22 protein-coding genes are annotated in these 20,814 nt (G+C 61.6%); 10 read left to right on the plus strand and 12 right to left on the minus strand.

What is annotated here, in order from left to right; all coding sequences use genetic code 11:
- Positions 1-55: 55 nt before the first annotated feature.
- Together ACQ66J_RS12795 and ACQ66J_RS12800 are read right to left on the minus strand one after the other, a co-directional pair.
- Positions 56-2,248: a M3 family metallopeptidase gene (locus tag ACQ66J_RS12795; protein WP_430431933.1), complete on the minus strand. Its 2,193-nt coding sequence runs from the start codon at positions 2,246-2,248 to the stop codon at positions 56-58.
- 118 nt (positions 2,249-2,366) lie between these two features.
- Positions 2,367-2,633, minus strand: a complete 267-nt coding sequence (locus ACQ66J_RS12800; RefSeq protein ID WP_430431934.1) for a hypothetical protein — start codon at positions 2,631-2,633, stop codon at positions 2,367-2,369.
- Positions 2,634-2,773: 140 nt separating this feature from the next.
- On the opposite strand from ACQ66J_RS12800, the gene ACQ66J_RS12805 reads away from it, so the two are divergent.
- From ACQ66J_RS12805 to der, 8 genes are all read left to right on the plus strand, one after another.
- Positions 2,774-3,358: an NnrU family protein gene (locus ACQ66J_RS12805; RefSeq protein WP_430431935.1), complete on the plus strand. Its 585-nt coding sequence runs from the start codon at positions 2,774-2,776 to the stop codon at positions 3,356-3,358.
- Between the two features lie 45 nt (positions 3,359-3,403).
- Positions 3,404-3,781: a DUF6249 domain-containing protein gene (locus ACQ66J_RS12810; protein ID WP_430431936.1), complete on the plus strand. Its 378-nt coding sequence runs from the start codon at positions 3,404-3,406 to the stop codon at positions 3,779-3,781.
- Positions 3,782-3,808: 27 nt separating this feature from the next.
- Positions 3,809-4,351 carry an RNA polymerase sigma factor gene (locus ACQ66J_RS12815; RefSeq protein WP_375549339.1) on the plus strand — a complete coding sequence of 181 codons (543 nt, stop codon included), beginning with the start codon at positions 3,809-3,811 and terminating at the stop codon, positions 4,349-4,351.
- Positions 4,348-4,704 (plus strand): hypothetical protein, encoded by a 357-nt coding sequence (locus ACQ66J_RS12820; protein WP_430431937.1) that lies wholly within the window; start codon positions 4,348-4,350, stop codon positions 4,702-4,704. The genes ACQ66J_RS12815 and ACQ66J_RS12820 overlap by 4 nt, the downstream gene beginning before the upstream one ends.
- An 88-nt stretch (positions 4,705-4,792) precedes the next feature.
- Positions 4,793-5,620 carry a 3-methyl-2-oxobutanoate hydroxymethyltransferase gene (panB, locus tag ACQ66J_RS12825; protein WP_430431938.1) on the plus strand — a complete coding sequence of 276 codons (828 nt, stop codon included), beginning with the start codon at positions 4,793-4,795 and terminating at the stop codon, positions 5,618-5,620.
- Positions 5,621-5,701: 81 nt separating this feature from the next.
- Positions 5,702-6,475: a tetratricopeptide repeat protein gene (locus tag ACQ66J_RS12830; RefSeq protein ID WP_375549336.1), complete on the plus strand. Its 774-nt coding sequence runs from the start codon at positions 5,702-5,704 to the stop codon at positions 6,473-6,475.
- Positions 6,472-7,875: a PQQ-binding-like beta-propeller repeat protein gene (locus ACQ66J_RS12835; RefSeq protein WP_375549335.1), complete on the plus strand. Its 1,404-nt coding sequence runs from the start codon at positions 6,472-6,474 to the stop codon at positions 7,873-7,875. The genes ACQ66J_RS12830 and ACQ66J_RS12835 overlap by 4 nt, the downstream gene beginning before the upstream one ends.
- Before the next feature lie 25 nt (positions 7,876-7,900).
- Entirely contained in the window at positions 7,901-9,280 is a 1,380-nt protein-coding gene (der, locus tag ACQ66J_RS12840) for a ribosome biogenesis GTPase Der (protein ID WP_430431939.1), read from the plus strand.
- A gap of 53 nt (positions 9,281-9,333) precedes the next feature.
- On the opposite strand, the gene ACQ66J_RS12845 is transcribed toward der, so the two are convergent.
- From ACQ66J_RS12845 to ACQ66J_RS12885, 9 genes are all read right to left on the minus strand, one after another.
- Positions 9,334-10,053 (minus strand): SDR family NAD(P)-dependent oxidoreductase, encoded by a 720-nt coding sequence (locus tag ACQ66J_RS12845; protein ID WP_375549333.1) that lies wholly within the window; start codon positions 10,051-10,053, stop codon positions 9,334-9,336.
- The gene (purF, locus tag ACQ66J_RS12850; protein WP_430431940.1) at positions 10,050-11,522 is read right to left on the minus strand and encodes an amidophosphoribosyltransferase; all 1,473 of its coding nucleotides are present in this window, start codon (positions 11,520-11,522) and stop codon (positions 10,050-10,052) included. Before purF ends, ACQ66J_RS12845 begins: the two co-directional genes overlap by 4 nt.
- Positions 11,519-12,106: a CvpA family protein gene (locus tag ACQ66J_RS12855; RefSeq protein WP_375549331.1), complete on the minus strand. Its 588-nt coding sequence runs from the start codon at positions 12,104-12,106 to the stop codon at positions 11,519-11,521. Before ACQ66J_RS12855 ends, purF begins: the two co-directional genes overlap by 4 nt.
- 21 nt (positions 12,107-12,127) lie before the next feature.
- Positions 12,128-13,498: a DNA repair protein RadA gene (gene radA, locus ACQ66J_RS12860; protein WP_430431941.1), complete on the minus strand. Its 1,371-nt coding sequence runs from the start codon at positions 13,496-13,498 to the stop codon at positions 12,128-12,130.
- A 32-nt stretch (positions 13,499-13,530) separates the two neighbouring features.
- The gene (locus tag ACQ66J_RS12865; RefSeq protein WP_430431942.1) at positions 13,531-14,958 is read right to left on the minus strand and encodes a hypothetical protein; all 1,428 of its coding nucleotides are present in this window, start codon (positions 14,956-14,958) and stop codon (positions 13,531-13,533) included.
- A gap of 66 nt (positions 14,959-15,024) precedes the next feature.
- The gene (locus tag ACQ66J_RS12870; protein WP_430431943.1) at positions 15,025-15,765 is read right to left on the minus strand and encodes an ABC transporter ATP-binding protein; all 741 of its coding nucleotides are present in this window, start codon (positions 15,763-15,765) and stop codon (positions 15,025-15,027) included.
- A 5-nt stretch (positions 15,766-15,770) separates the two neighbouring features.
- Positions 15,771-16,538 carry an MlaE family ABC transporter permease gene (locus tag ACQ66J_RS12875; RefSeq protein ID WP_375549328.1) on the minus strand — a complete coding sequence of 256 codons (768 nt, stop codon included), beginning with the start codon at positions 16,536-16,538 and terminating at the stop codon, positions 15,771-15,773.
- Positions 16,535-17,626 (minus strand): alanine racemase, encoded by a 1,092-nt coding sequence (gene alr, locus ACQ66J_RS12880; protein ID WP_430431944.1) that lies wholly within the window; start codon positions 17,624-17,626, stop codon positions 16,535-16,537. Before alr ends, ACQ66J_RS12875 begins: the two co-directional genes overlap by 4 nt.
- Before the next feature lie 62 nt (positions 17,627-17,688).
- The gene (locus ACQ66J_RS12885; protein WP_375549326.1) at positions 17,689-19,167 is read right to left on the minus strand and encodes a replicative DNA helicase; all 1,479 of its coding nucleotides are present in this window, start codon (positions 19,165-19,167) and stop codon (positions 17,689-17,691) included.
- 228 nt (positions 19,168-19,395) lie between these two features.
- Between ACQ66J_RS12885 and ACQ66J_RS12890 the strand changes: the two genes are divergently transcribed.
- Positions 19,396-19,947, plus strand: a complete 552-nt coding sequence (locus tag ACQ66J_RS12890) for an RNA polymerase sigma factor (RefSeq protein ID WP_430431945.1) — start codon at positions 19,396-19,398, stop codon at positions 19,945-19,947.
- Positions 19,940-20,311 (plus strand): DUF6768 family protein, encoded by a 372-nt coding sequence (locus ACQ66J_RS12895; RefSeq protein WP_430431946.1) that lies wholly within the window; start codon positions 19,940-19,942, stop codon positions 20,309-20,311. Before ACQ66J_RS12890 ends, ACQ66J_RS12895 begins: the two co-directional genes overlap by 8 nt.
- On the opposite strand, the gene ACQ66J_RS12900 is transcribed toward ACQ66J_RS12895, so the two are convergent.
- The gene (locus ACQ66J_RS12900; RefSeq protein ID WP_430431947.1) at positions 20,308-20,784 is read right to left on the minus strand and encodes a GNAT family N-acetyltransferase; all 477 of its coding nucleotides are present in this window, start codon (positions 20,782-20,784) and stop codon (positions 20,308-20,310) included. The two genes, ACQ66J_RS12895 and ACQ66J_RS12900, sit on opposite strands and share 4 nt — an antisense overlap.
- Positions 20,785-20,814: the final 30 nt, after the last annotated feature.

Consider the following 20,814-nt stretch of genomic DNA (forward strand, 5'->3'; position numbering starts at 1 on the left):
GCAAAACGGGCGGCTCATCGAGCCGCCCGCCTTGTTTGGTCGTAAGGGGAGAGGTCTATTCCTCTTCGCCCGGCACCGGGAAGCCCCGGTCGCGCATCAACGGCTCGACAGTGGCGTCGCGGCCGCGGAACTGGCGATAGGCCTCGGCCGGATCAATCGAGTTGCGCGGTGCGAACAGGTACTGAACCATGCGTTCGGCCATCTCGGCATCATAGAAGCCGCCCGGGGCTTCGATGAAGGCTTCGGTGGCGTCAGAGGTCAGAACGTCCGCCCACATATAGCCGTAATAGCCCGCCGAATAGCCTTCACCGGAGAAGATGTGGCCAAAGTGCGGGGTGCGGTGACGCATGGGCAGCTCGTCGGGCATGCCCAGACGCTCCAGCGTTTCACGCTCGAACGCATCCGGATCAATGCCTTCAGGGTCGGCGGTGTGGAAGTACATGTCCACCAGCGCCGAGGCGAGATACTCGGTGGTCGCAAAGCCCTGGTTGAAGGTCGAGGCGGCGCGGATGCGAGCCACCAGGTCGTCGGGCATCGGCTCGCCGGTTTCGGCGTGGCGCAGATAGTTCTCGATCACCGGCTCGGTCAGCACCCAACGCTCAAGAAGCTGGGACTGGAACTCGGTGTAGTCGCGCACGCCGCCATTCAAAGACGGGTAGGCGACATTCGAGGACAGCGAATGCAGCGCGTGCCCCATCTCGTGGAAGAAGGTCGTCGCGTCGTCAAAGCTGATCAGCACAGGCTCGCCGGGCGCGCCCTGGATGAAGTTTGAGTTGTTGGACGACAGCACGGTTTCCTGGCCGTCAAAGGTGGTGTGACCGCGATAGCTGGTCGCCCAGGCGCCCGAGCGCTTGCCCTGACGAGCATACGGGTCGAGATACCACAGGCCGATATGATCGCCGCTTTCGTTATCGGTCACGTCCCAGACGCGCACATCGGGGTGGAAGACCGGCACGGAGCCGTCGGTGATTTCCTCAAACTGGAAGCCGAACAGCTCGCCCGACACCATGAACATGGCTTCGCGCAGGTTCTCGATGTTGAAGTACTGCTTCACTTCCTCGGAGTTCAGGTCGTATTCGGCCTGACGCACCTTTTCCATGTAGTAGCGGTAATCCCACGGCTCGATGGTGATGTCGTCGCCGCGCTCATCGGCGAGCGCCTGCATCTGGGCGACTTCTTCCTCGACGCGCGCGATGGCGGCCGGCCAGACGGTCTCCATCAGCTCCAGCGCGTTTTCCGGATTGCCCGCCATGCGGTTTTCCAGACGCCATTGAGCGTAATTGTCATAGCCTAGAAGCTCGACGCGCTCGTCACGCAGCTGCAGGATTTCGGCGATGATGGCGTTGTTGTCGAATTCGTCGCCATTGTCGCCGCGATTGTAATAGGTGCGCCAGACCTCTTCACGCAGATCGCGTTCATCTGAATAGGTCAGGAACGGATCCATGGAGGACCGCGTGTTCAGGACGGCGTACTCGCCGTCACGATCGCGCTGAGCGGCGAGATTGGCGGCGGCGGTGACGAAGCTGTCCGGCAGGCCCGACAGCTGGTCGTCGCTCAGATAGGTGACATAGTTTTCTTCGTCCGCCAGCACATTGTTGGCGAAGCGGGTGTGCAGCTCGGCCAGGCGCGACTGGATCGCGGCGTAGCGCTCGGCTTCAGCGCCCTCGAGCGTCGCGCCATTGCGGGCGAAGCTGTCATAGGTGAGCTGGACAAGGCGCTGCTGGTCAGGGCGCAGCGTCGCCATTTCTTCGCCTTCATAGACGGCGCGGATACGCTCGAACAGCGCTTCGTTCTGGGTGATTTCCGAGGAGAAGGCAGAGAGGACCGGGGCCATCTCACGCTGGATCTCGCGAAATTCCGGCGAGCTCATATTGGACGACCAGATGCCGTAATAGGTGAAGACACGGTCCAGCGTGGAGCCGGTGCGCTCCATGGCGACGATGGTGTTTTCAAAGGTCGGCGCGTCGGGATTGTTCGCGATCGTCTCGATCTCGGCGCGAGAGCGGTCCATGCCGGTCTCCAGCGCGTCGCGCAGATAGGACAGCTCCATCTGGTCAAAGGCGGGGACGCCGCCGAACGGGCCGTCCCACTCGGCGATCAGCGGATTGGCGCTTTGCGCCTGATCGGTCATCGACGCGTCCTGCATTTGCGGCGCCGTCTGAGATTCGGTGTTGGTCGTGGTGTCAGCCGGCTGGCTGCAGGCGGCGAGGGCCAGCCCGCTGGCGGCGGCGAGAAGAAGTGAACGCATGATATCCCCTCCCAAAGGATGATAGCTCGATTGCGCGCACCATAGGGCATCGCACCCTTGCCATGAAACAGTCCACGCAGCAGGCGCGCATTACGAATGAGTCAGATGGGGAAGGCGATCAGTCTTCGCCAGCCGTGTCATCGTCATCGTCTGACTGTGAGCCGCCAGGCGGGTTGTACATCACCGCGATTCCCATTTGCAGGCTGGCGAAGGTGGAGCCGATGAAGAAAGCCAGCAGGAGCCGGACACCGGTTCCGCTCACACTGCCTTCAGTCAGACGTCTGAGATGACCCACATCGAGAACCAGAAGCACCGCCGTGAAGGCGATGCCGATCGCCATGCCCAGAACAGCGTGGCGAAGCAAGAAGCGCAAGAGATCGGTCATGAGGGCCTCCGGATCTATGCCCCAGTCTGGTGTTTGTCCGACACGGGACACTTGGACTTAGCGCTGCAGACGGTGAAGGCCACTCGCCAGCAAGGACAGAGTCGGTTTAGGGTTCGCGCTGCTCAAGGGGAGGGCGGTTTATGGGCGTGCTGATCACAGGCCTGGTGTTTTTCATCGGCGTGCATTTGACGCGGGTTTTGGGGATCAAGGCGCTGGTGGTCAAAGTGACCGGCGAAGCGCTGTTTGCGATCTTCTATTCCGTGCTCAGCACGATCGGGCTGACTTTGATCATCTATGGTCAGATTCTGGCCCACCCTTCGGTCAATATCTGGTGGCCGCCGGCCTGGACGCGGACGCTGGCGCTGGTGGCGGTGCCGTTGTCGCTCATTTTGATCATCGCGACCTATCTGCCCAGCCATATCCGCTCGATCACGCGTCATCCGATGACGCTGGGCGTTTTCCTTTGGTCGGGGTCGCATCTTCTGGCCAATGGCGAGCTCGCCTCGATCGTTTTATTCGGCGCTTTCGCTGTCTGGTCTGCGATCTTGCTGGTCGAGGGCTATTGGAGCGGTGGACATTTCGCCCGGCCCGGTCAGTTATGGGCGGATCTCACCGCTGTGCTTCTTGGCTTGCTGGCGTCCGCATTGATCGCTTATTTCCACATGCAGCTTTTTGGCGTCGCCGTCGTCGAGTTTGCATCCAATCGCACCGCACCCGGCATCTAAGCGGTACAGGACGCCTTGAGCGCGTCCCAAATCTGGAGGTTGATTATGGAAGACGTTCTGGTTCCGCTGGGCCTTTTCGGCATGGTCGTGGCGATTGTCGCCTTGAATGTGATCGGATCGGCGTCACGGCGTAAAGCCGTGCTGGAGACGGTGCGCGAAGCGGTGCGTAGCGGTCAGGAACTCAGCCCTGAGACCATCAAGGCGCTGGGCGTACAGGAAAAGCCCAAGGGCGGCGATCTGAAAGCCGGTGCGATCTTGATCGCGGTGGCGGCGGCCCTGGTGGTGATGGGCTGGACGATCCAGACGACGACAGCCGATGATGAGGTGTTTGCGATTATGCTGGCTATCTCGGCTTTCCCGGGATTCATCGGCCTGGTTCTGATGCTGTTCGGCCTGTTCTCTCGCAAGAAAGACCAAGACTGATCCAGTCTTGGGAGGGGGAGCAGCGGCATGACGCCCAGCGACGGCGAACTGATAGCGATGGTGATCGCGGGCAAGGACCAGAGGGCGTTTTCCTCTCTGGTCACCCGCCACCAATCCGCTGTGCGGGCCGTGCTGATGCGCTTATGCCGCAACGCCGCCCTGGCCGACGATCTGGCGCAAGAGACGTTCATCAAGGCCTATAACAAGATTTCCGCCTATTCAGGCGCAGGATCATTCAAGGCCTGGCTGTGCCGGATCGCCTATACCGAATTCCTGATGAGCGCACGCAAGCGCAAAGCGATCGACAAGACGATGGAAAAGCTCAAGGCCCAGCCCATGGAGACCCACCAGGCGCCCTCTGATGGCGGCGCACGGGTGGATCTTGACCGGGCGCTCGCCACCCTGGGCGAGGAAGAGCGGGTCTGTGTCGTCTTATGTTATGCGTCAGGGTTGTCGCATTCTGACGCGGCGGAGGTGACAGGCCTTCCGCTGGGCACGGTGAAGAGCCATGTTAATCGCGGCAAGGGTAAGCTGAAAGCCTGGTTCGAGCGCAAGGAGGCGGCGGCATGACGGACGAACTTGATCATCTGAACGACGACGCCTTTGATGCGGAGCTGTCGGCGATGTTCGCCGAAGTGGCGCCGCCGCAGGACGACCCGGTCTTTGTGGAGCATGTCTCCAAACGCCTCGCCAATCCTGACCGGATGCGCTTTCTGGCGCTGGGCGGCGCGGGTGCGACAGGCTCGGCGGTCGCCGGCAGCCAGCTGGAGAACCTGGTCGGGCTTGTTCCGTCTGAGCAGGTGACGGGCGTGATGGGACAGGCGCTCGGATTCTTCGGCCCAGAAGCATTCGTGACGGCGATCCTGGCGCTCGTAGCGCTGGGCTTCGCCTGGGTGCTGCCCGGCGCACGCAGCTATCTCTGACGCGCGCACGACAGGGTGAAGACGCGCCGCTTGTGCGCCCGCGAAAGCGCGATAGTCTGCCGGGCTCTGATTGCTAGGGAGTCCCGCCATGTCCGCTCAAACCCAGGCGCCGATCAAGCGGCTCACCCCGCCCGATATTAGCGCCCGCAAGGGCGATGAGCCCATCGTCTCCCTGACCGCCTACGATGCGCCGATGGCCGCCGTGATGGATCCGCACACGGATTTGATTCTGGTGGGCGATTCGGTGGGCATGGTGGTCCATGGCCTGCCCAACACCATTTCGGTGACGCTTGAGATGATGATCTTGCACGGTCAGGCGGTGATGCGCGGCTCCAAACAGGCGCTGGTCGTCGTGGACATGCCGTTTGGCAGCTATGAACAGTCCAAGGAACAGGCCTTCGCCAATTGCGTGCGCGTCTTGCAAGAGACGGGCGCCGGCGCCGTGAAGCTCGAAACCAGCGTGCAGATGGCGGAAACCGTACGCTATCTGGTGGATCGGGCCGTTCCGGTGGTGGCGCATGTGGGACTGCGGCCCCAGGCGGCGCTGGCCGATGGCGGCTTCAAGGCCAAGGGCCGCGATGACGACAGCCGCGCCAAGGTGCTGGCTGAAGCGCGCGCCATGGACGAGGCGGGCGCCTTCGCCATGGTGGTGGAGGGCGTCGCCGAGGATGTGGCGCGTGAGGTGACGCAGATGGTGTCTGTCCCCACCATCGGCATCGGCGCCTCTTCGGCATGCGATGGTCAGGTGCTGGTGATGCAAGACATGTTAGGCCTGTTCGATTGGGCGCCAAAATTCGTCAAGAAATACGGCAATTTACGCGAGCTTGCCGAGGCGGCGTTCAAGGACTACGCCAGCGAAGTCCGGTCGCGCGCCTTTCCGGGCCCCGATCATGTCTACGGCGCCAAGAAGCGCTGATACCGCAAGCACGTATTGCCCGCCGCGATGCACGCGGCTAGGGTCCGCCGCACAGAGATTTAAAATAAGTGGAGCGCCCCGGTGGTCGACGTTTTCGACGAAGTTGAAGAAGAGCTGCGCCAGGAACGGTACAAAGCCCTTCTCAAGAAATGGGGCCCGTGGATTGGCGGCGGAGTCGCCGCGATCGTGCTGGGCGTGGGGACGTATCAATTTATTGAATGGTCGACCAAGCAGCGCGCTGACAGCGCTTCTGACGCCTTCCAGGCGGCGGCGGAGCTGTATGAGGCCGGCGATGTCATCCAGGCCGACAGCCAGTTCCAGGCGCTCGCTGAGTCTGCGCCGCGTGGGTATGAAACCCTGGCGCTGATGCGTCGTGGCGACATTGCGCTCTCCCAGGGCGATCGTGAAGAGGCGGCGCGCCTGTTCACTCAGGCGGGCGAGATCAGTCCTGAGCCGATGATCCGCGATCTGGCGCGCTATCAGGCGGCTCTGGCCCAGTTTGACGCTCTGTCCTATGACGATCTCGCCAACCGGCTCGAGCCATTGACCGAGGGCGCTGCGCCCGTCGGGCTGCTGGCGCGTGAGCTTATGGCCGCCGCAGCCTTGCGGGATGAACGCTGGGATGATGCGCGCCAGCGCTATCAATTGCTGTCCATCGCTCTGGATATGCCTGAAGGCATGAGCCAGCGCGTGGTGGAAGCGCAGTCCTATCTCAATCAGCGCGCGCCTGTCGCTGCGCCCGCCCAGATGACCGAGCAACCCGCAGCCGAGCCTGCTGCGGACGTTGAAGAGCCGGCGCAAGTCCCGGCTGAGACTGCGGGTCAGACCGCCGAGCAAGAGGAGGACGGGCAGTGACCCTGTCTCGCACCCTGCCGCTTTACGCCCTGATGGCCGCCAGCCTTGTGCTGACCGGCTGCGGAGCCGGCGAACGTCTGAGCAATCTGAACCCTTTCCAGGGCGAAGAGACCGATGACCCCAATGCGCCGCCCGAGACCGAACGCCGGTCTGTGCTGGAGCTGGGCGACACGCTGCGCGTGGATGAGGCGGGCGTCGTGTCCCTGCCGCGCGCCTATGTGAATACGGCCTGGCCCCAGGCGGACGGCTATCCGACCCACGCCATGCAGCACACCCAGGCCAGCGGCGATCTCAATATTGTCTGGCGCTCTCGCATCGGCGCCGGCTCCAGCCGCAACGCCCGCATCAATGCCCGCCCGGTCGTGTCTGACGGCGTGACCTATGTGATCGACGCCAGCGGTCGCATCTCCGCGCTGAACCTGTCGGACGGGGAAGAGATCTGGCGCACGCGTCTGGACGACCCCAGCCTGCATGAAGCGCAAGGCGACGGCTTTCTGCCTTTCTTCCGGGGCGGCGATCAGGTTCTGACCTTTGGTGGCGGCCTGTCTTTTGACAGCGGCCGGGTTTACGCCCATTCGGGCGGCGGTTTCTTTGTGGCGCTGGACGCTGCGACCGGCGACGAAATCTGGCGCGCCCATTCGCTCACCCCGTTTCATTCCTCGCCCACCGTGGCGGATGGCCGCGTGTTCGTGTCGACCGATGACAACGAATTGCTGGCGCTGGATGCGAGCACGGGCGATGTGTTGTGGACCCACCGCTCCATCGCTGAAACCGCGCGCATCCTGACTTCGCCGAGCCCGGCTGTGCTGGGTGAAGTGGTCATCGCCCCGTATTCATCGGGCGAGCTCGTGGCGCTTCGGGCGCAGAACGGCACCGTGCTGTGGTCAGATTCCCTGACCCGTGCGGGCGGCCTGACCCCGCTCTCCACCATCAACGACATCGCTGCGAGCCCGGTCATTCTGGGCGATGCGGTTTACGCCATGAGCCATTCAGGCTCGATGGCGGCGTTCGACATTCGCAGCGGCGAGCGCATCTGGGAGCAGCCGGCGGGGGGCTTGAACGCACCGACTATCGCAGGCGATTTTCTGTTCCTGACCACCGTCAACGCCGAGCTGGTCGCGATTGAGCGCAATACCGGCGCTGTGCGCTGGCTGACCCAGCTGCAGCAGTTCCGCAATGAGCGCAAACGCAAGAATCGCGTCTCCTGGGCGGGGCCGATTCTGGCGGGCGGCCGCCTTGTGGTGGCGTCGTCTGAGGGTGATTTGCGGTTCTATGACCCGGCCACCGGCGAACAAACGGGTGATCGCGATCTGGGAGATTCGGTTTACATTGCGCCTGTGATCGCAGATGAAACGGTGCTCGTGCTGACCGATGAAGGCCGCCTGATCGCTTTACGCTGATTTCAGGGGGCTCTGGAGCCATTCTTTGAAATCGACCCTGCCTGCCCTCGCCATTGTGGGACGGCCCAATGTGGGCAAGTCCACGCTGTTTAATCGTCTCGCCGGCAAACCGCTGGCGATTGTGGACGATCGTCCGGGCGTTACGCGTGACCGGCGCGAAGCGCGTGGCCGTATCGGCGACCTCGAACTGCGTCTGGTGGACACCGCCGGCTATGAAGATAACAAGGCCGGTATTGAAGCGCGCATGCGCGCCCAGACCGAAGCCGCCTTGGATGAAGCCGATGTCTGCATCTTCCTGATCGATGGACGCGAAGGCGTCACGGCCATGGATGAGCGCTTCGCCGATATTCTGCGCCGCCACCACATCCCGGTCATCCTCGCCGTCAACAAATGCGAAGGCTCCAAGGGCGAATACGGCGCCATGGAAGCGTGGAAGCTGGGCATGGAAGAGCCTGTGCCCATTTCCGCTGCGCACGGCGAAGGCATGGGCGATCTGTACAGCCGTCTGACCGGCGCCCTGAAACAAGTGCGCGCGCGCATCCGGTCGGAACTGGAAGCGCAAGGCCTGACGGGTGAAGAGGATGAAGAGGGCGCGCCTTTGCGTCTGGCGGTCGCTGGTCGCCCGAATGTGGGCAAATCCACGCTCATCAACGCCCTGATTGGTGAAGACCGTCTCATCACTGGCCCCGAAGCGGGACTGACCCGCGACGCGATCGCGGTGCAATGGGAATGGGATGGCCGCCGCGTGCGCCTGCACGATACGGCGGGGCTTCGAAAACGCGGCAAGGTGGATGACCGGCTGGAGCGGATGAGCGCGGCGGATACGCTGCGCGCCATCAAGTTCGCCGAGATCGTCTTGCTGCTGGTGGACGCCGAACGCCCGTTCGAAAAACAGGACCTGACCATCGCCGACAAGGTGGTGACTGAGGGCCGGGGCCTGGTCGTTCTGATCACCAAATGGGATCTGATCGAGGACAAACAGGCCAAGCTGGTTGAATTGCGCGAAGAGTTCGAACGTCTTCTGCCGCAGATCAAGGGCGCGCCGCTGATCCCGATTTCCTCGATATCAGGTCGGGGTCTCGACAAGATCATGCCGGCCGTCACCGAGCTGCACAAGAACTGGGACGTGAAGGTGAAAACCCGCGATCTCAATGACTGGCTCGCCGAAATGGTTCAGCGCCACCCGCCGCCCGCCGTGGACGGCCGCCGGGTCAAGCCGCGCTATCTGAGCCAGACCAAGGCGAGGCCGCCCACGTTTGTGCTTATGGCCAGCCGGGCGTCGCAATTGCCCGACAGCTATAAACGCTATCTGATGAATGGCCTGCGCGAGGCGTTTGATCTGCCCGGCGTGCCGATCCGCCTGATCGTGAAGGGGCAGAAAAATCCCTACGCCAAAGACAAATAAAAAAGGCGGCCTGCAGGCCGCCTTTTTCGTATCTGCTGTCAGGTGACTAAGGCCTAGCCTTGTGCGCTGACGATCTCGCCATTGCGGGTTTCGCTTGGCAGGCACAGCTCCACGACTTTCGGCGCGATCTCGTCAGGCGTCGGCAAGGTGTCAGGATCTTCACCCGGCGCCGCCTTGGCGCGCATGCGGGTGCGCGTCGCGCCGGGATCGAGCAAGTTCGCGCGCAGCGGCGTATCGGTCAGCTCGATCGCCCAGGACTGCACCAGATTGTCGAGCCCGGCCTTGGACGCGCCATATGCGGCCCAATAGGCCTTGGCGCGGCGGCTGCCGACGCCTGAGGTCATGAACACGGCGCGGCCGGCGTCAGAGGCCTTCAGAAGCCCTTCAAAGGCGCGGATCATGCGCGCCGGGGCGATCAGATTGGTCGCCAGAACCTCATTCCACACCTTGGACGGGATTTGCGCGGCAGGGGTCAAATTGCCCAGAACGCCCGCATTCGCCACCATGATGTCGAGCTTTTTCCAGCGGCCCGCGACCGCTTCGGCCAGCTTTTCAATGCCGTCAGGCGAGTTGAGATCAAGCGGGACCAGGGTGGCCTTGCCGCCCATGGCCTTGATGGCGTCGTCCAGCTCTTCCAGGCCGGCCTGGGTGCGGGCGGTGGCGATGATTTCAGCGCCAGCCTCAGCCAGTTTCAATGCAATGGCGTAGCCCAGCCCCCGTGAGGCGCCAGTCACCAGCGCCACGTGGCCTGCAAGCGGTTTTGTATCGGTCATGCGTCAACCAGAAGCGAGAGTTGTTCATCCTTGGAGGACGCAGCGCGATTTTGGTCCACAAGGCGGGTGGGGTAATCCCCGGTGAAATAATGGTCAGCCAGCTGGGGGCTTTCAGGATTGCGCGCTTCGCCGTGGACGGCCCAATAAAGCCCTTCAACCGAGAGGAAGCCCAGGGAATCACATTCCAGCATCTCGATCATCTTGTCGGGCTCATGGCTGGCCGCCATCAGCTCTTCGCGCATGGGCATGTCGATGCCGTAAAAGTCGGGATGGGTGATGGGCGGGCAGGCGGAGCGGAAATGCACTTCCGTGGCGCCGGCTTCGCGCACCATGCGCACGATCTTTTTCGACGTGGTGCCACGCACGATGGAATCGTCCACCAACAGCACTCTCTTGCCGCGCAGGACGGAGGCGTTGGCGGAGTGCTTGCGCCGCACGCCCAGATCGCGCTTGGCCTGGGTGGGCTGGATGAAAGTCCGGCCGGCGAAGTGGGCGCGAATGATCCCCAGATCAAAAGGCTTGCCGAGTTCTTCCGAGAACCCCAAGGCCGCGGCCATGCCCGAATCGGGCACAGGCACGACGACGTCAATGTCGGCGGGGCATTCCTGGGCCAGGCGAATGCCCATGCGCTTGCGCGCCTCATAGACGGAAATGCCGTCGATCACGGAATCGGGACGCGCGAAATAGATGTATTCGAACGCGCAGGTCTTCGCCGGACGCGCCGGGGCGTAACGCCGCGTTTCGAGGCCTTCGTCTGAGACGATCACCACTTCACCCGGTTCAATATCGCGGATATAGCGCGCGCCGATCATGTCCAGCGCGCAGGTCTCTGACGCGAAGATCGTCGCGCCGTCCAGCACGCCCATCACCAGCGGACGAATGCCCAGCGGGTCACGTGCGCCGATCAAGAGATCATTGGTCATCGCCACCAGGGCGAAGGCGCCTTCAATCTGGGTGAAGGCGGAAATCAGACGCTCGACCGAGTCCGGTTGTTTGGAGCGGGCGGCGAGCTGCAGGATCACTTCGGAATCCGAGGTGGACTGGAAGATGGCGCCGCCGGCGACCAGCTCTTCACGCAGCATGCGGGCGTTTGTCAGATTGCCGTTATGCGCCAGCGCGATGCCGCCGCCGCGCACATCGGCGTAGAGCGGCTGCACATTGCGCATGCTCGACCCGCCGGAAGTGGAATAGCGCACATGGCCGATCGCCATGTCGCCGGTCAGGCGCTCAAGCCGCTTGGGTTCTGTGAAATGCTCGCCCACCAGCCCCAGATGGCGCTCGGTGGTGAAGCGGCCTTTTTCACGGTCATAGCTGGTGATGCCGCACGCTTCCTGCCCGCGGTGCTGCAGGGCGTGAAGGCCGAAGGCGGCCAGGACCGACGCATCGGCCACGCGACGCACGCCGAACACGCCGCATTCTTCCTGCGGCCGGTCGGTGGCGGGATCATAGGTCAGGCTGGGAAAGCTCATCCGTCCTCGTCCTCGTTTGTGCGCTCGATAAGCCGACCGATGGGGTCTTCGTCAACGCTCTGTTGCGGTTGGTCTGCAGCCTTCTTGGCGTTGACCCAGCTGGATTCAGGGGCAAGCGACTGCAAAAGATTGGCGCTGGCCTCGGCCAGCGGATAGACGCGAGAGCCCGTCAGCCAGTTCGGCGTGGCGCCGGGCAGGGTGTTCTTGAACACCAGAACCAGAAGGCCCAGCAGCACCAGGCCGCGCGCCAGGCCGAAGACAAACCCTAAAGCCCGGTCCAGAACCGGCACGTCCTCGCCTTGTTTGACGTTATGGGTCAACGGCCCGGTCACGAAGCTGACCGCCAGATAGACCAGCAAGAACACAACACCCATTGAGATCAGGTTGGCGAACAGCGCCGATCCGATCACCGACTGGGTCAGGGGCGCGAAGACGGGCCGGGTCCACAGCGCGGCGAGCGCGGCGGCCACAAGGGCGGTCACGGTCAGCGCTTCGCGCACGAAACCGCGCATCAGCGCCATGATTCCAGACGCAAACAGGATGACGAGGGCGAAGAGGTCAAATCCGGCGAGTGCTGCGTTCATCTTGTCCCTCTCTCGTGCGCCCTAGACGGCGTCCTGGCCTAATCGGCGCACAAGCGCCTGAACAGTGGAAACGCTGTCCACCTTCACGCCCGCGCCTTCAACGCCTTCGGGGGCGAGCGCGCGGTTAAATCCCAGTTTTGCGGCTTCTTTCAGGCGCGCATCTGCGCGGCCGACCGGGCGCACATCGCCAGACAGGGAAATCTCGCCAAACGCCACGCCCTCGGCGGGCAGGGGAGTATCCAGGAACGAAGAGATCAAGGCTGCAGCCACCGCCAAATCTGCGGCGGGTTCGTTGATCTTCAACCCGCCTGCGACGTTCAAATAAACGTCACGCCCGCCGAATCCAAGGCCGCATCTCGCCTCAAGCACCGCCAGCACCATGGCGAGGCGTCCTGAATCCCAGCCCACAACCGCACGTCGTGGCGTGCCAAACGCCGCCGGGGCCACAAGCGCCTGAATTTCCGTCAGAACCGGGCGCGTGCCTTCCATGCCGGCGAAAACGGCCGCGCCAGAGGCGGCTTCACCGCGTCCATCAAGAAAAAGTGCGGACGGGTTGGCCACTTCCTGCAAACCAGCGTCGACCATCTCGAACACGCCGATTTCATCAGTCGGGCCAAACCGGTTCTTCACCGCGCGCAGGATACGGAACTGATGGCTGCGCTCGCCTTCAAAATACAACACCGCGTCCACCATGTGCTCGACCACGCGCGGGCCGGCGATCTGGCCGTCCTTGGTGACGTGACCGACCAGGATGATGATGGTGTTTTTCTTCTTGGCGAACCGGACCAGCTCCTGCGCGCAGGCGCGCACCTGGGCCACTGTGCCGGGCGCCGCAGCCAGCTGGTCCGACCACAAGGTCTGCACGGAATCGATGACGGCGATGTCGGGTGTTTCTTTTTTCAGCCCGTCGAGGATGACCTCAAGGCTGGTTTCAGCCGCCAGCGCCACCGGGGCGTCGGCGAGGCCGAGGCGCCTGGCCCGGCGACGCACCTGATCGGCGGCTTCCTCGCCGGAGATGTAAACCGCTGTCGCGCCTGCCTTGGCCAGAAGGGCGACCGCTTGCAACAGGAGCGTGGATTTGCCGATCCCCGGATCACCGCCCACCAGCACGGCCGAGCCGGGCACCAGCCCGCCGCCCGCCACGCGATCAAGCTCGCGCAACCCGGTTTCAAAGCGTTTGGGGTCTTCGGTGGCGCTGCCCAGATCCACCAACTCCAGCCGCGAGCGGCGAGTGGACCGGCTGGGCGCTTTGGCGCTTGACCCCAAAGGCGCGCTGGCGCCGCTTTCTTCCACCAGCGTGTTCCACGATCCGCACGCATCACACCGCCCCGCCCATTTGGCGTGAACCCCGCCACAGGACTGGCAGACATAGACGGTGTCGGAACGGGCCATGCGGGCTCCCAGAAACTGGCGAGGGTAAAAACTTACTTCATGTTATTGATTTTCATAGCTTTCTCAATATCACGAACTGCATTCAACAAAGACCTGTGATCGCTAGGGGTTTTTGAGAGCGTAATGCTTTCCAATCCATTGCGAATAATTGATGGTGCTAATTTTATGTGTTTCTTTTCGCTCTCTAGTGTATAGTTGTAGTCGTTGAGTGTTGATATTATTTCTTTTGGGTATCCGTTTCCATTTACGGACTTTTTTAGCCTGTCGCGAAGTGTGTCTAGCTCATTGTTTCTTTCGTATGTTTCCATAAACATGTTGCAGAATAATGCGGTTCTTTCATCCATACCTATGGATTCCGCATTCTTAAGTGCCAAATTAAGGGTGTGGTGTATCCTGTCAGCTAGTTCGCCTGAGTACAATTCCACAGAAGAGAGCGCATCAAGATTTACGTCAGGTGATCTTTCGCTTCTGTGATATGTATAGCTTTGGCTCTTTGTTCTGCTCAATAGGTCTTTGTTGCTGTCTCTGAGTTGAGAGTTTTCTTCTTCGAGTAGTTTAACGTACTCCTCCAAGTCCCCGCTTTTTTCTGGTGTTTTGGATTTGAGAGACGTTTCTTGAAGAGTGTTCCAGTCTGGATACTGGAGTGGAGTATTGCTTCTTAGTTTTATAGCTTGGTTTTGGACAATTTCTAGAAGTTGGTTCGAGTTTGTAATGAAGCCGCCTAGATAAAATTTAGCAACAATCCCAGAAGTGGGCGCGCAGAGGCCTATCGTTCCCATGTATGGGTTGGTAGATTTAGTTGCTGCTTGTAGTTCCGATGAGAAAGCGGTTGAGGGTTCAACTACAACATGCGCAATGCCACCTAGTTTAAAAGCCAAGTTTTCAATTTGTTTCGAGTTTAGTACTTTGTTCCTGATTGATGAAATATATACAACAGGTAAGGAGTTGGAAGCGCTACCATTTATTATTTTAGTTGCTAATTCGATTGATGGCTTTTCATCTTTGAGATAATGGGGTAAGTCTTGAATTGCAAGCAGTTTGTCTTTTAGGGGCCATCCTTCGACTATTATGTTTTTAATGAAATATGGTTTATTCGGAGTTTGAAGAATTGCGCCATGGCCTGCTGCTAAGCATTGGCTTTTAATGGTTATTACATCAAAGCCCTCTTCGCTGGGTGATGTGGTTAAAACGGACTCCGTCCTCCATATTCTTTTTTCATCATCTGGCCTTGAGTGAACAAAGCCAATCATGGTGCTGTGCCCTTTTTCTGTTATTCTAAAGGTAAGGGATTCCCCGTTCTCATTTTCTACATGAGTGTAATCGTCACCTTTTTCGAATGTGTTGTATTTATCTAGAATTTGACTCCCTTTCATTCCCCTTATCCACCTTACAGCTTCGGCCATGAAACTGGCTTTGTCCGCGATGGGGGTGATGGGAAACTCTGTAATTAGGTAGCTCATATTTGCCTCGTTGAATCCGACGCAAAAAAGTCGCCTAATACGGAGAGTCATTCAAGTGGCAGGGGTTTAACTTTCGCCCCGCACGAACCGGCACACCTCGTCATTGGCGCAGCTTTCAACGCCGTCGAGCGCGCCGCGCCACAGGATCTGGCCGTCTTTGACCATGGCCACATCATCGGCGATATGGCGCATCGAGGTCATGTCATGGGTGATCGACACCGCCGTGGCGCCGAGATTTTTCACCTGCCGCACAATCAGCTTGTTGATGACGTCTGCGGTCACGGGATCAAGACCCGTGGTGGGCTCGTCAAAGAACAGGATTTTCGGTCGCGCGACGATGGCGCGGGCCAGCGCTGCGCGCTTTAACATGCCGCCCGAGAGCGAGCCGGGCCGCTGATCGGCGACCTGGGCGTCCAGATCCACCTGCTCGAGCGCCTCGATGGCGCGGGTGCGCGCTTCATCGGCGTCCACATGCTCGGCATGCAGCAAGCGGAACGCAACGTTCTTCCAGACGGGTAGGGAGTCAAACAGGGCGCCCGATTGAAAGAGCATGCCGATCTGGGCGACGCCGGGATCATCTTCATGGCCGGCCTGAACGGCGACGCCGTCAATCTCGACCGTGCCTGATAGAGGACGGATCAGCCCCAGGGCCGTCTTGATGGTGACGGACTTGCCCGTACCTGACCCGCCGATGATCACCAGCGAGCGGCCTTCATAAGCCTCGAGATTGAGGTCCTTCAGCACCGGCTTACGGCCGTCAAAGCCCACCGTGATGTTCTTCCAGGCGATTTTAACGCGCTCGGTCATGACGATCACACAAACAGGGAGGTGAGCAGATAATTGGCGGCGAAGATCAGCACCGCCGCGGCGACGACGGCGTTGGTGGCGGCTCGGCCCACCCCTTGTGCGCCGCCCTGGGCGTAATAGCCATGGTAACAGCCCATCAAGGTGAGGATGAAGCCGAACACCGCCGCTTTGATCAGGCCGGAGATGATGTCCCAGGTCTCAAGGAAGTCCCAGGTGTTGCGCACATAGATGGTCGGATTGAAATCAAGCGAATGCACGCTGACCAGATAACCGCCGTAAATGCCGATAATGTCGGCGGTGGCGACCAGGATAGGCAGCACCAGAACCCCCGCCAGCACGCGCGGCGCGATCAAGTAGCGCATGGGATCGGTCGCCAGGGTGTGCAGCGCGTCGATCTGTTCGGTGGCGCGCATGGCGCCGATTTCAGCCGCGATGCCAGAGGACACCCGGCCCGCAAGCATCAAGGAGGCGATGACCGGTCCCAGCTCTCGCACAATGCCCATGGCGACGATGTTGGGCACGAAACTTTCCGCGTTAAAACGCGTGCCGCCGGTATAGATGTTGAGCGCCAGCGCCGCGCCGGTGAACAGCGCCGTCAGCCCCACCACAGGCAGGGAGAGAAAGCCGATCTTGATGATCTGCTGGATCAGCTGACCGCCATAATAGGGTGGGCGGACCATGGCCGCCAGCGCATGACCGGCGAACAGGGCGACGGCCCCTGCTGAGCGTAGCAGTGCTAGCAGGCCAGCTCCGATGGCGCGAAACGGGTTCATGGCGCTCCCTTGTAAATGCGCTCGGCCCGGGCGCCGAGCCCGGTCAGGATTTCATACGGCAATGTGCCGTCCAGCGCCGCCGCCTGATACAGGTCCGGCCCGAAAAACTCAGGCACGGCGCCTTGGGCGATGTCCTGTTGCAGTCCGGTGACGTCAATCATGGTCAGATCCATGCTCACCCGCCCCACGATAGGCGCGCGCAATCCATTGATGCGGGCGCATCCTGACCCGAAGAGCGCGCGGGGCAAGCCGTCGGCATAGCCAGCGGACAGAGTTGCGATCAGTCGTGGCGATTGGGCCACATAGCTGGCGCCATAACCGACCGTGTCGCCCGCATCGATTTCGCGCAGCTGCAGGATGGGCGCTTGCAAGGTCACCACAGGCTCAAACGGATTGTCAGCATTGAGATCCGCTGTGGCGCCATAGAGCCCGATGCCGGGCCGGGTCAGATCAAAATGATAGCGCTCGTCCAGCAAAACGCCGCCCGTATTGGCCAGGCTCAGCCGGGTGTCGGGCAGGGCGTTGGTCAGCGCCGTAAAGCGCTCCAGCTGGCGAATGTTCTGAGCAGACGCCGTCTCTTCAGCGCAGGCGAGATGGCTCATCACCAGAGAGACGTCGAGGCTCTGTAACGCCGTCAGCAAGCCGCTGATATCGCCCGCGCCATAGCCCAGTCGCGCCATGCCGGTGTCGATATGGACCGCGCACGGCCCCACAGGGTTTTGGCGGAACTGCGCGGTCTCGCCGGGCTGGTTCAGAACCGCGCCCAGACGATGTTTGGCGTAGAGCGGGCGATCTTTCGCGCGATAGCCGGAAAACACCCAGATATCCGGCCCTGCGTCGCCCAAGGCCTCACGCACTTCGGCGCCTTCTTCCACGGTGGCGACAAAAAAGGTTCGCGCGCCCTCTTTCATCAGCCGCCGCGCCACAGGCCCGGCGCCCAGTCCATAGGCGTTGGCTTTAACCACGGCGCTGGTCTCAGCGTTCGGGCTCAGCTTTTGCAAGGCTTTGAAATTGCGCGACACCGCGTCCAGATCAACGATCAGGCGCGCACGGGTGTTGTCAGGCGAAGGCGTAGCGAGAACAGACATCTGACGCTCTATGTGGCTGCGCTCGCGCTTGGGAGCAAGCGTTGGGGCGCAGCGCCGCAGGCTTACTCGTGATCCTGGCGCCCTGAATAATCGAGATCGGAGAATTTCGTGCGGTCGGGGTCGAACGCCACTTTGACCGAGCCGATCGGGCCGTGACGCTGTTTACCGATGATGACGTCGGCCTGGTTGCGGATCTCGCGCATCTCGTCTTCCCAGGCCAGATGCTGTTCGGTGCCTTCCTTGGGCTCGAGACGTTCGAGATAATAGCTTTCGCGATAGACAAACAGCACCACGTCGGCGTCCTGCTCGATCGAGCCTGATTCACGCAGGTCGGAGAGCTGGGGCTTCTTGTCCTCGCGCTGCTCCACCTGACGGCTGAGCTGGGAGAGCGCGATGACGGGTACGGAGAGCTCTTTCGCCAGCGCTTTGAGGGCCTGGGTGACTTCGGAGATTTCCTGCACCCGGTTCTCGCCCGAGCTTTTGGAGCCGGTGACGAGCTGCAGATAGTCCACCACCACCATATCAAGTCCGACCGTCCGCTTCAGGCGGCGGCAGCGCGCCATCAGCGAGCCGATGGGCAGGCCGCCCGTATCGTCGATATAAAGCGGGATGCCGGCGATCTCGTGCACGCCGTCGCGAATGTCTTCAAACTGGGCGGCGTCGATCTTGCCCTGACGGATCAGATAGCCCGAAATGCCGGTATAGTCGGCCACCAGACGGGTGGCGAGCTGGTCAGACGACATCTCCAGCGAGAAGAAGGCGACGATGCCGCCATTGGTGGTCTTGCGCGTGCCGTCGGGCTGTTCTTCCGCCTGATAACTGCGCGCCACGGAGAAGGCGATATTGGTCGCCAACGCGGTTTTCCCCATGGACGGACGCCCGGCGAGGATGATCAGGTCGGAGGGGTGCAGGCCGCCCATTTTGGCGTCGATGGATTTCAGGCCTGACGAAATGCCCGAGAGGCCGCCGCCGCGTTTATAGGCCGCCGAGGCGATCTCGAGCGATTTATGGACCGCCAGATGAAACGGTTCGAGCGCCTTGGAGGTGCCGCCCTGTTCAGCCAGGGCGAACAGGCGGCGCTCGGCGCCTTGCAGAATGTCTTCGGCGCTGTCATCGGGTTCAGGCGCATTGGCGGCGTGCGAGACTTCATCGCCAAAACGGATCAGCTCGCGCCGCATGGCCAGGTCATAGATCAGTCGGCCATATTCGCCCGCAGAGGCCGGTTCGGGCGCTTCGCGCATCAGATCGGCGAGATAGACCGCGCCGCCCACTTCCTTCATGCCCGGATCGCGCTCGAACCGGGTTTTCAGCACCACGGCGTCCGCCAGCGCGCCAGAAATGATCAGCTGGCTCGCCGCTTCATAGATGCGGCCATGCAAGGGATCATAGAAATGATCGGGCTTCAGCCAGTCGCCGACGCGGTGATACACCTCGTTGTCAAACAACAAGGCGCCCAGAAGGGCTTGTTCCGCCTCGATATTGTGAGGCGGCGCGTTGCTTTCCAACGGAGCGGGGGTGTGGTCGTAGGATTCTGCGGTCATGGTCCGAACTCCATAACCCGGATCGGTCGTGCATTGCACGCCTTGAACTTTTCGGGAGGTGTTTTCCAGTCGTCCACAGCCTGTTGTGGACAAGTGCGAAAGGCGCACGCATCCAAGGGCCAAGCCTGTGGACAGACTGAGACTGTCGAAATGCTGCGAAAAATTTCAGCTGTCGATGAACCCAAGTCTCCCGGGTATGCACTTATGTCCTGAACGAGAGGACAGGGCATGAGCCAGGATCTTGAACGCGCACTGGACGGCTATCTCGCGGCGTCCGCCCGCACCGGCGACCGTCGGGCGCTGGGCGCGCTGGCGAACCGCTGGACGCCGCGCCTGTCCGCTTTCGCCTGGCGCTTGATGGGCGATGCGGATGGCGTGGAGGAGGCCGTGCAGGACGCGTGGGTTGAAATCCTCAAAGACCTGTCGCGCTTGAGGGATGTGGATGCTTTCCCAGCCTTCGCGTTTCGCATCGTCCAGCGCCGCTGTGCGCGCCTGATCCGCCAGCGCCAGTCCGGCAGACGCCTGAAAGCGCAGGCGGAAGTCGAACCGCCGCCTGAAGCCCACGATCCGGACCGGGCGGTGGACGCCGGGCGTATCCGCGAGTCCATGCGTGACTTGCCGCCTGAGCAGCACGCGGCGCTCTGGCTATATCACATCCAGGGTTTGAGCGTGGCGGAGATCGCCGCCGCGCTCGACGTCCCGACGGGCACGATCAAGACCCGTCTCATGCATGCGCGGCGCAAGATCGCCGCGCAACTCCAAGGAGGATCCGATGAGTGATCTCGACCGCATGATTGAAGACAGCCTGCGAGAGGCGGACGGCCGCTCGCCTCAGCTCGACCTCGAACCGGGCTATTTCGCCCAGGCCCTGAGCCTGTTCACCGGACGCACCGCCTGGGTGCACTGGACCATCATGATCGCCCAGGCGCTGATGTTCATCGCCGGGGCGGTCTGCGCGGTGAAATTCTATCAGGCCGACGCCGTGATGGAGGCGTTGCGCTGGGGCTTGCCGTCTGTGGTGCTCCTGGTCTTCTCCGCCATCTTCAAGAGCACGCTGGCGCCCAAGATGGAGACCAATCGTCTTCTGATGGAGATCAAACGGGTGGAATTGCGCATCGAGCGGATGCGGGCGGAACGCGATTAATCGCCTGAGAGATGCAGGACCATACGGTGGTTCTGCATCTCCACGCCATTGGGTCGCACGGTCTGGGTCTGCACCAGCGTCCAGCCGTGTTTTTGAAAGAATTTCCGGGCGATATGGCTGGCCTGAACCGTGAGGGTGGTGAGGTCCCGCCTGCGTGCTTCATCAAGGATCGTTGCGTGCAGCCGCACGGCCAGTCCGTCGCCTTTGCGGTCGGGCCGCACATAAGCCATGTCGAGCTCGCCTTCTGGCGTCAGGGTGAAGAAGCCCGCAAGCCCCTGATCATCCTCAGCAACCAGAATGATCTGACCGGACAGGCGCTCGGTCATGAAAGCCGCGCTTTTGGGGGCAGGGGACCAGGCCTTGCGTTGCGCTTCGTCATAAGCGCCAACCGCGCCGGTGTGGACCGCGTCATGCCAGAGACGGCCCAGGCCAGCCATGTCGCCGCAATGGGCGAGGCGGATGCGATCGGTCATGTCAGGCTCCTCAAACGAAAACGGGCGGCT

Source organism: Oceanicaulis sp., from assembly GCF_965284345.1.
In the GTDB taxonomy this organism is placed as follows: Bacteria; Pseudomonadota; Alphaproteobacteria; order Caulobacterales; family Maricaulaceae; genus Oceanicaulis; species Oceanicaulis alexandrii_A.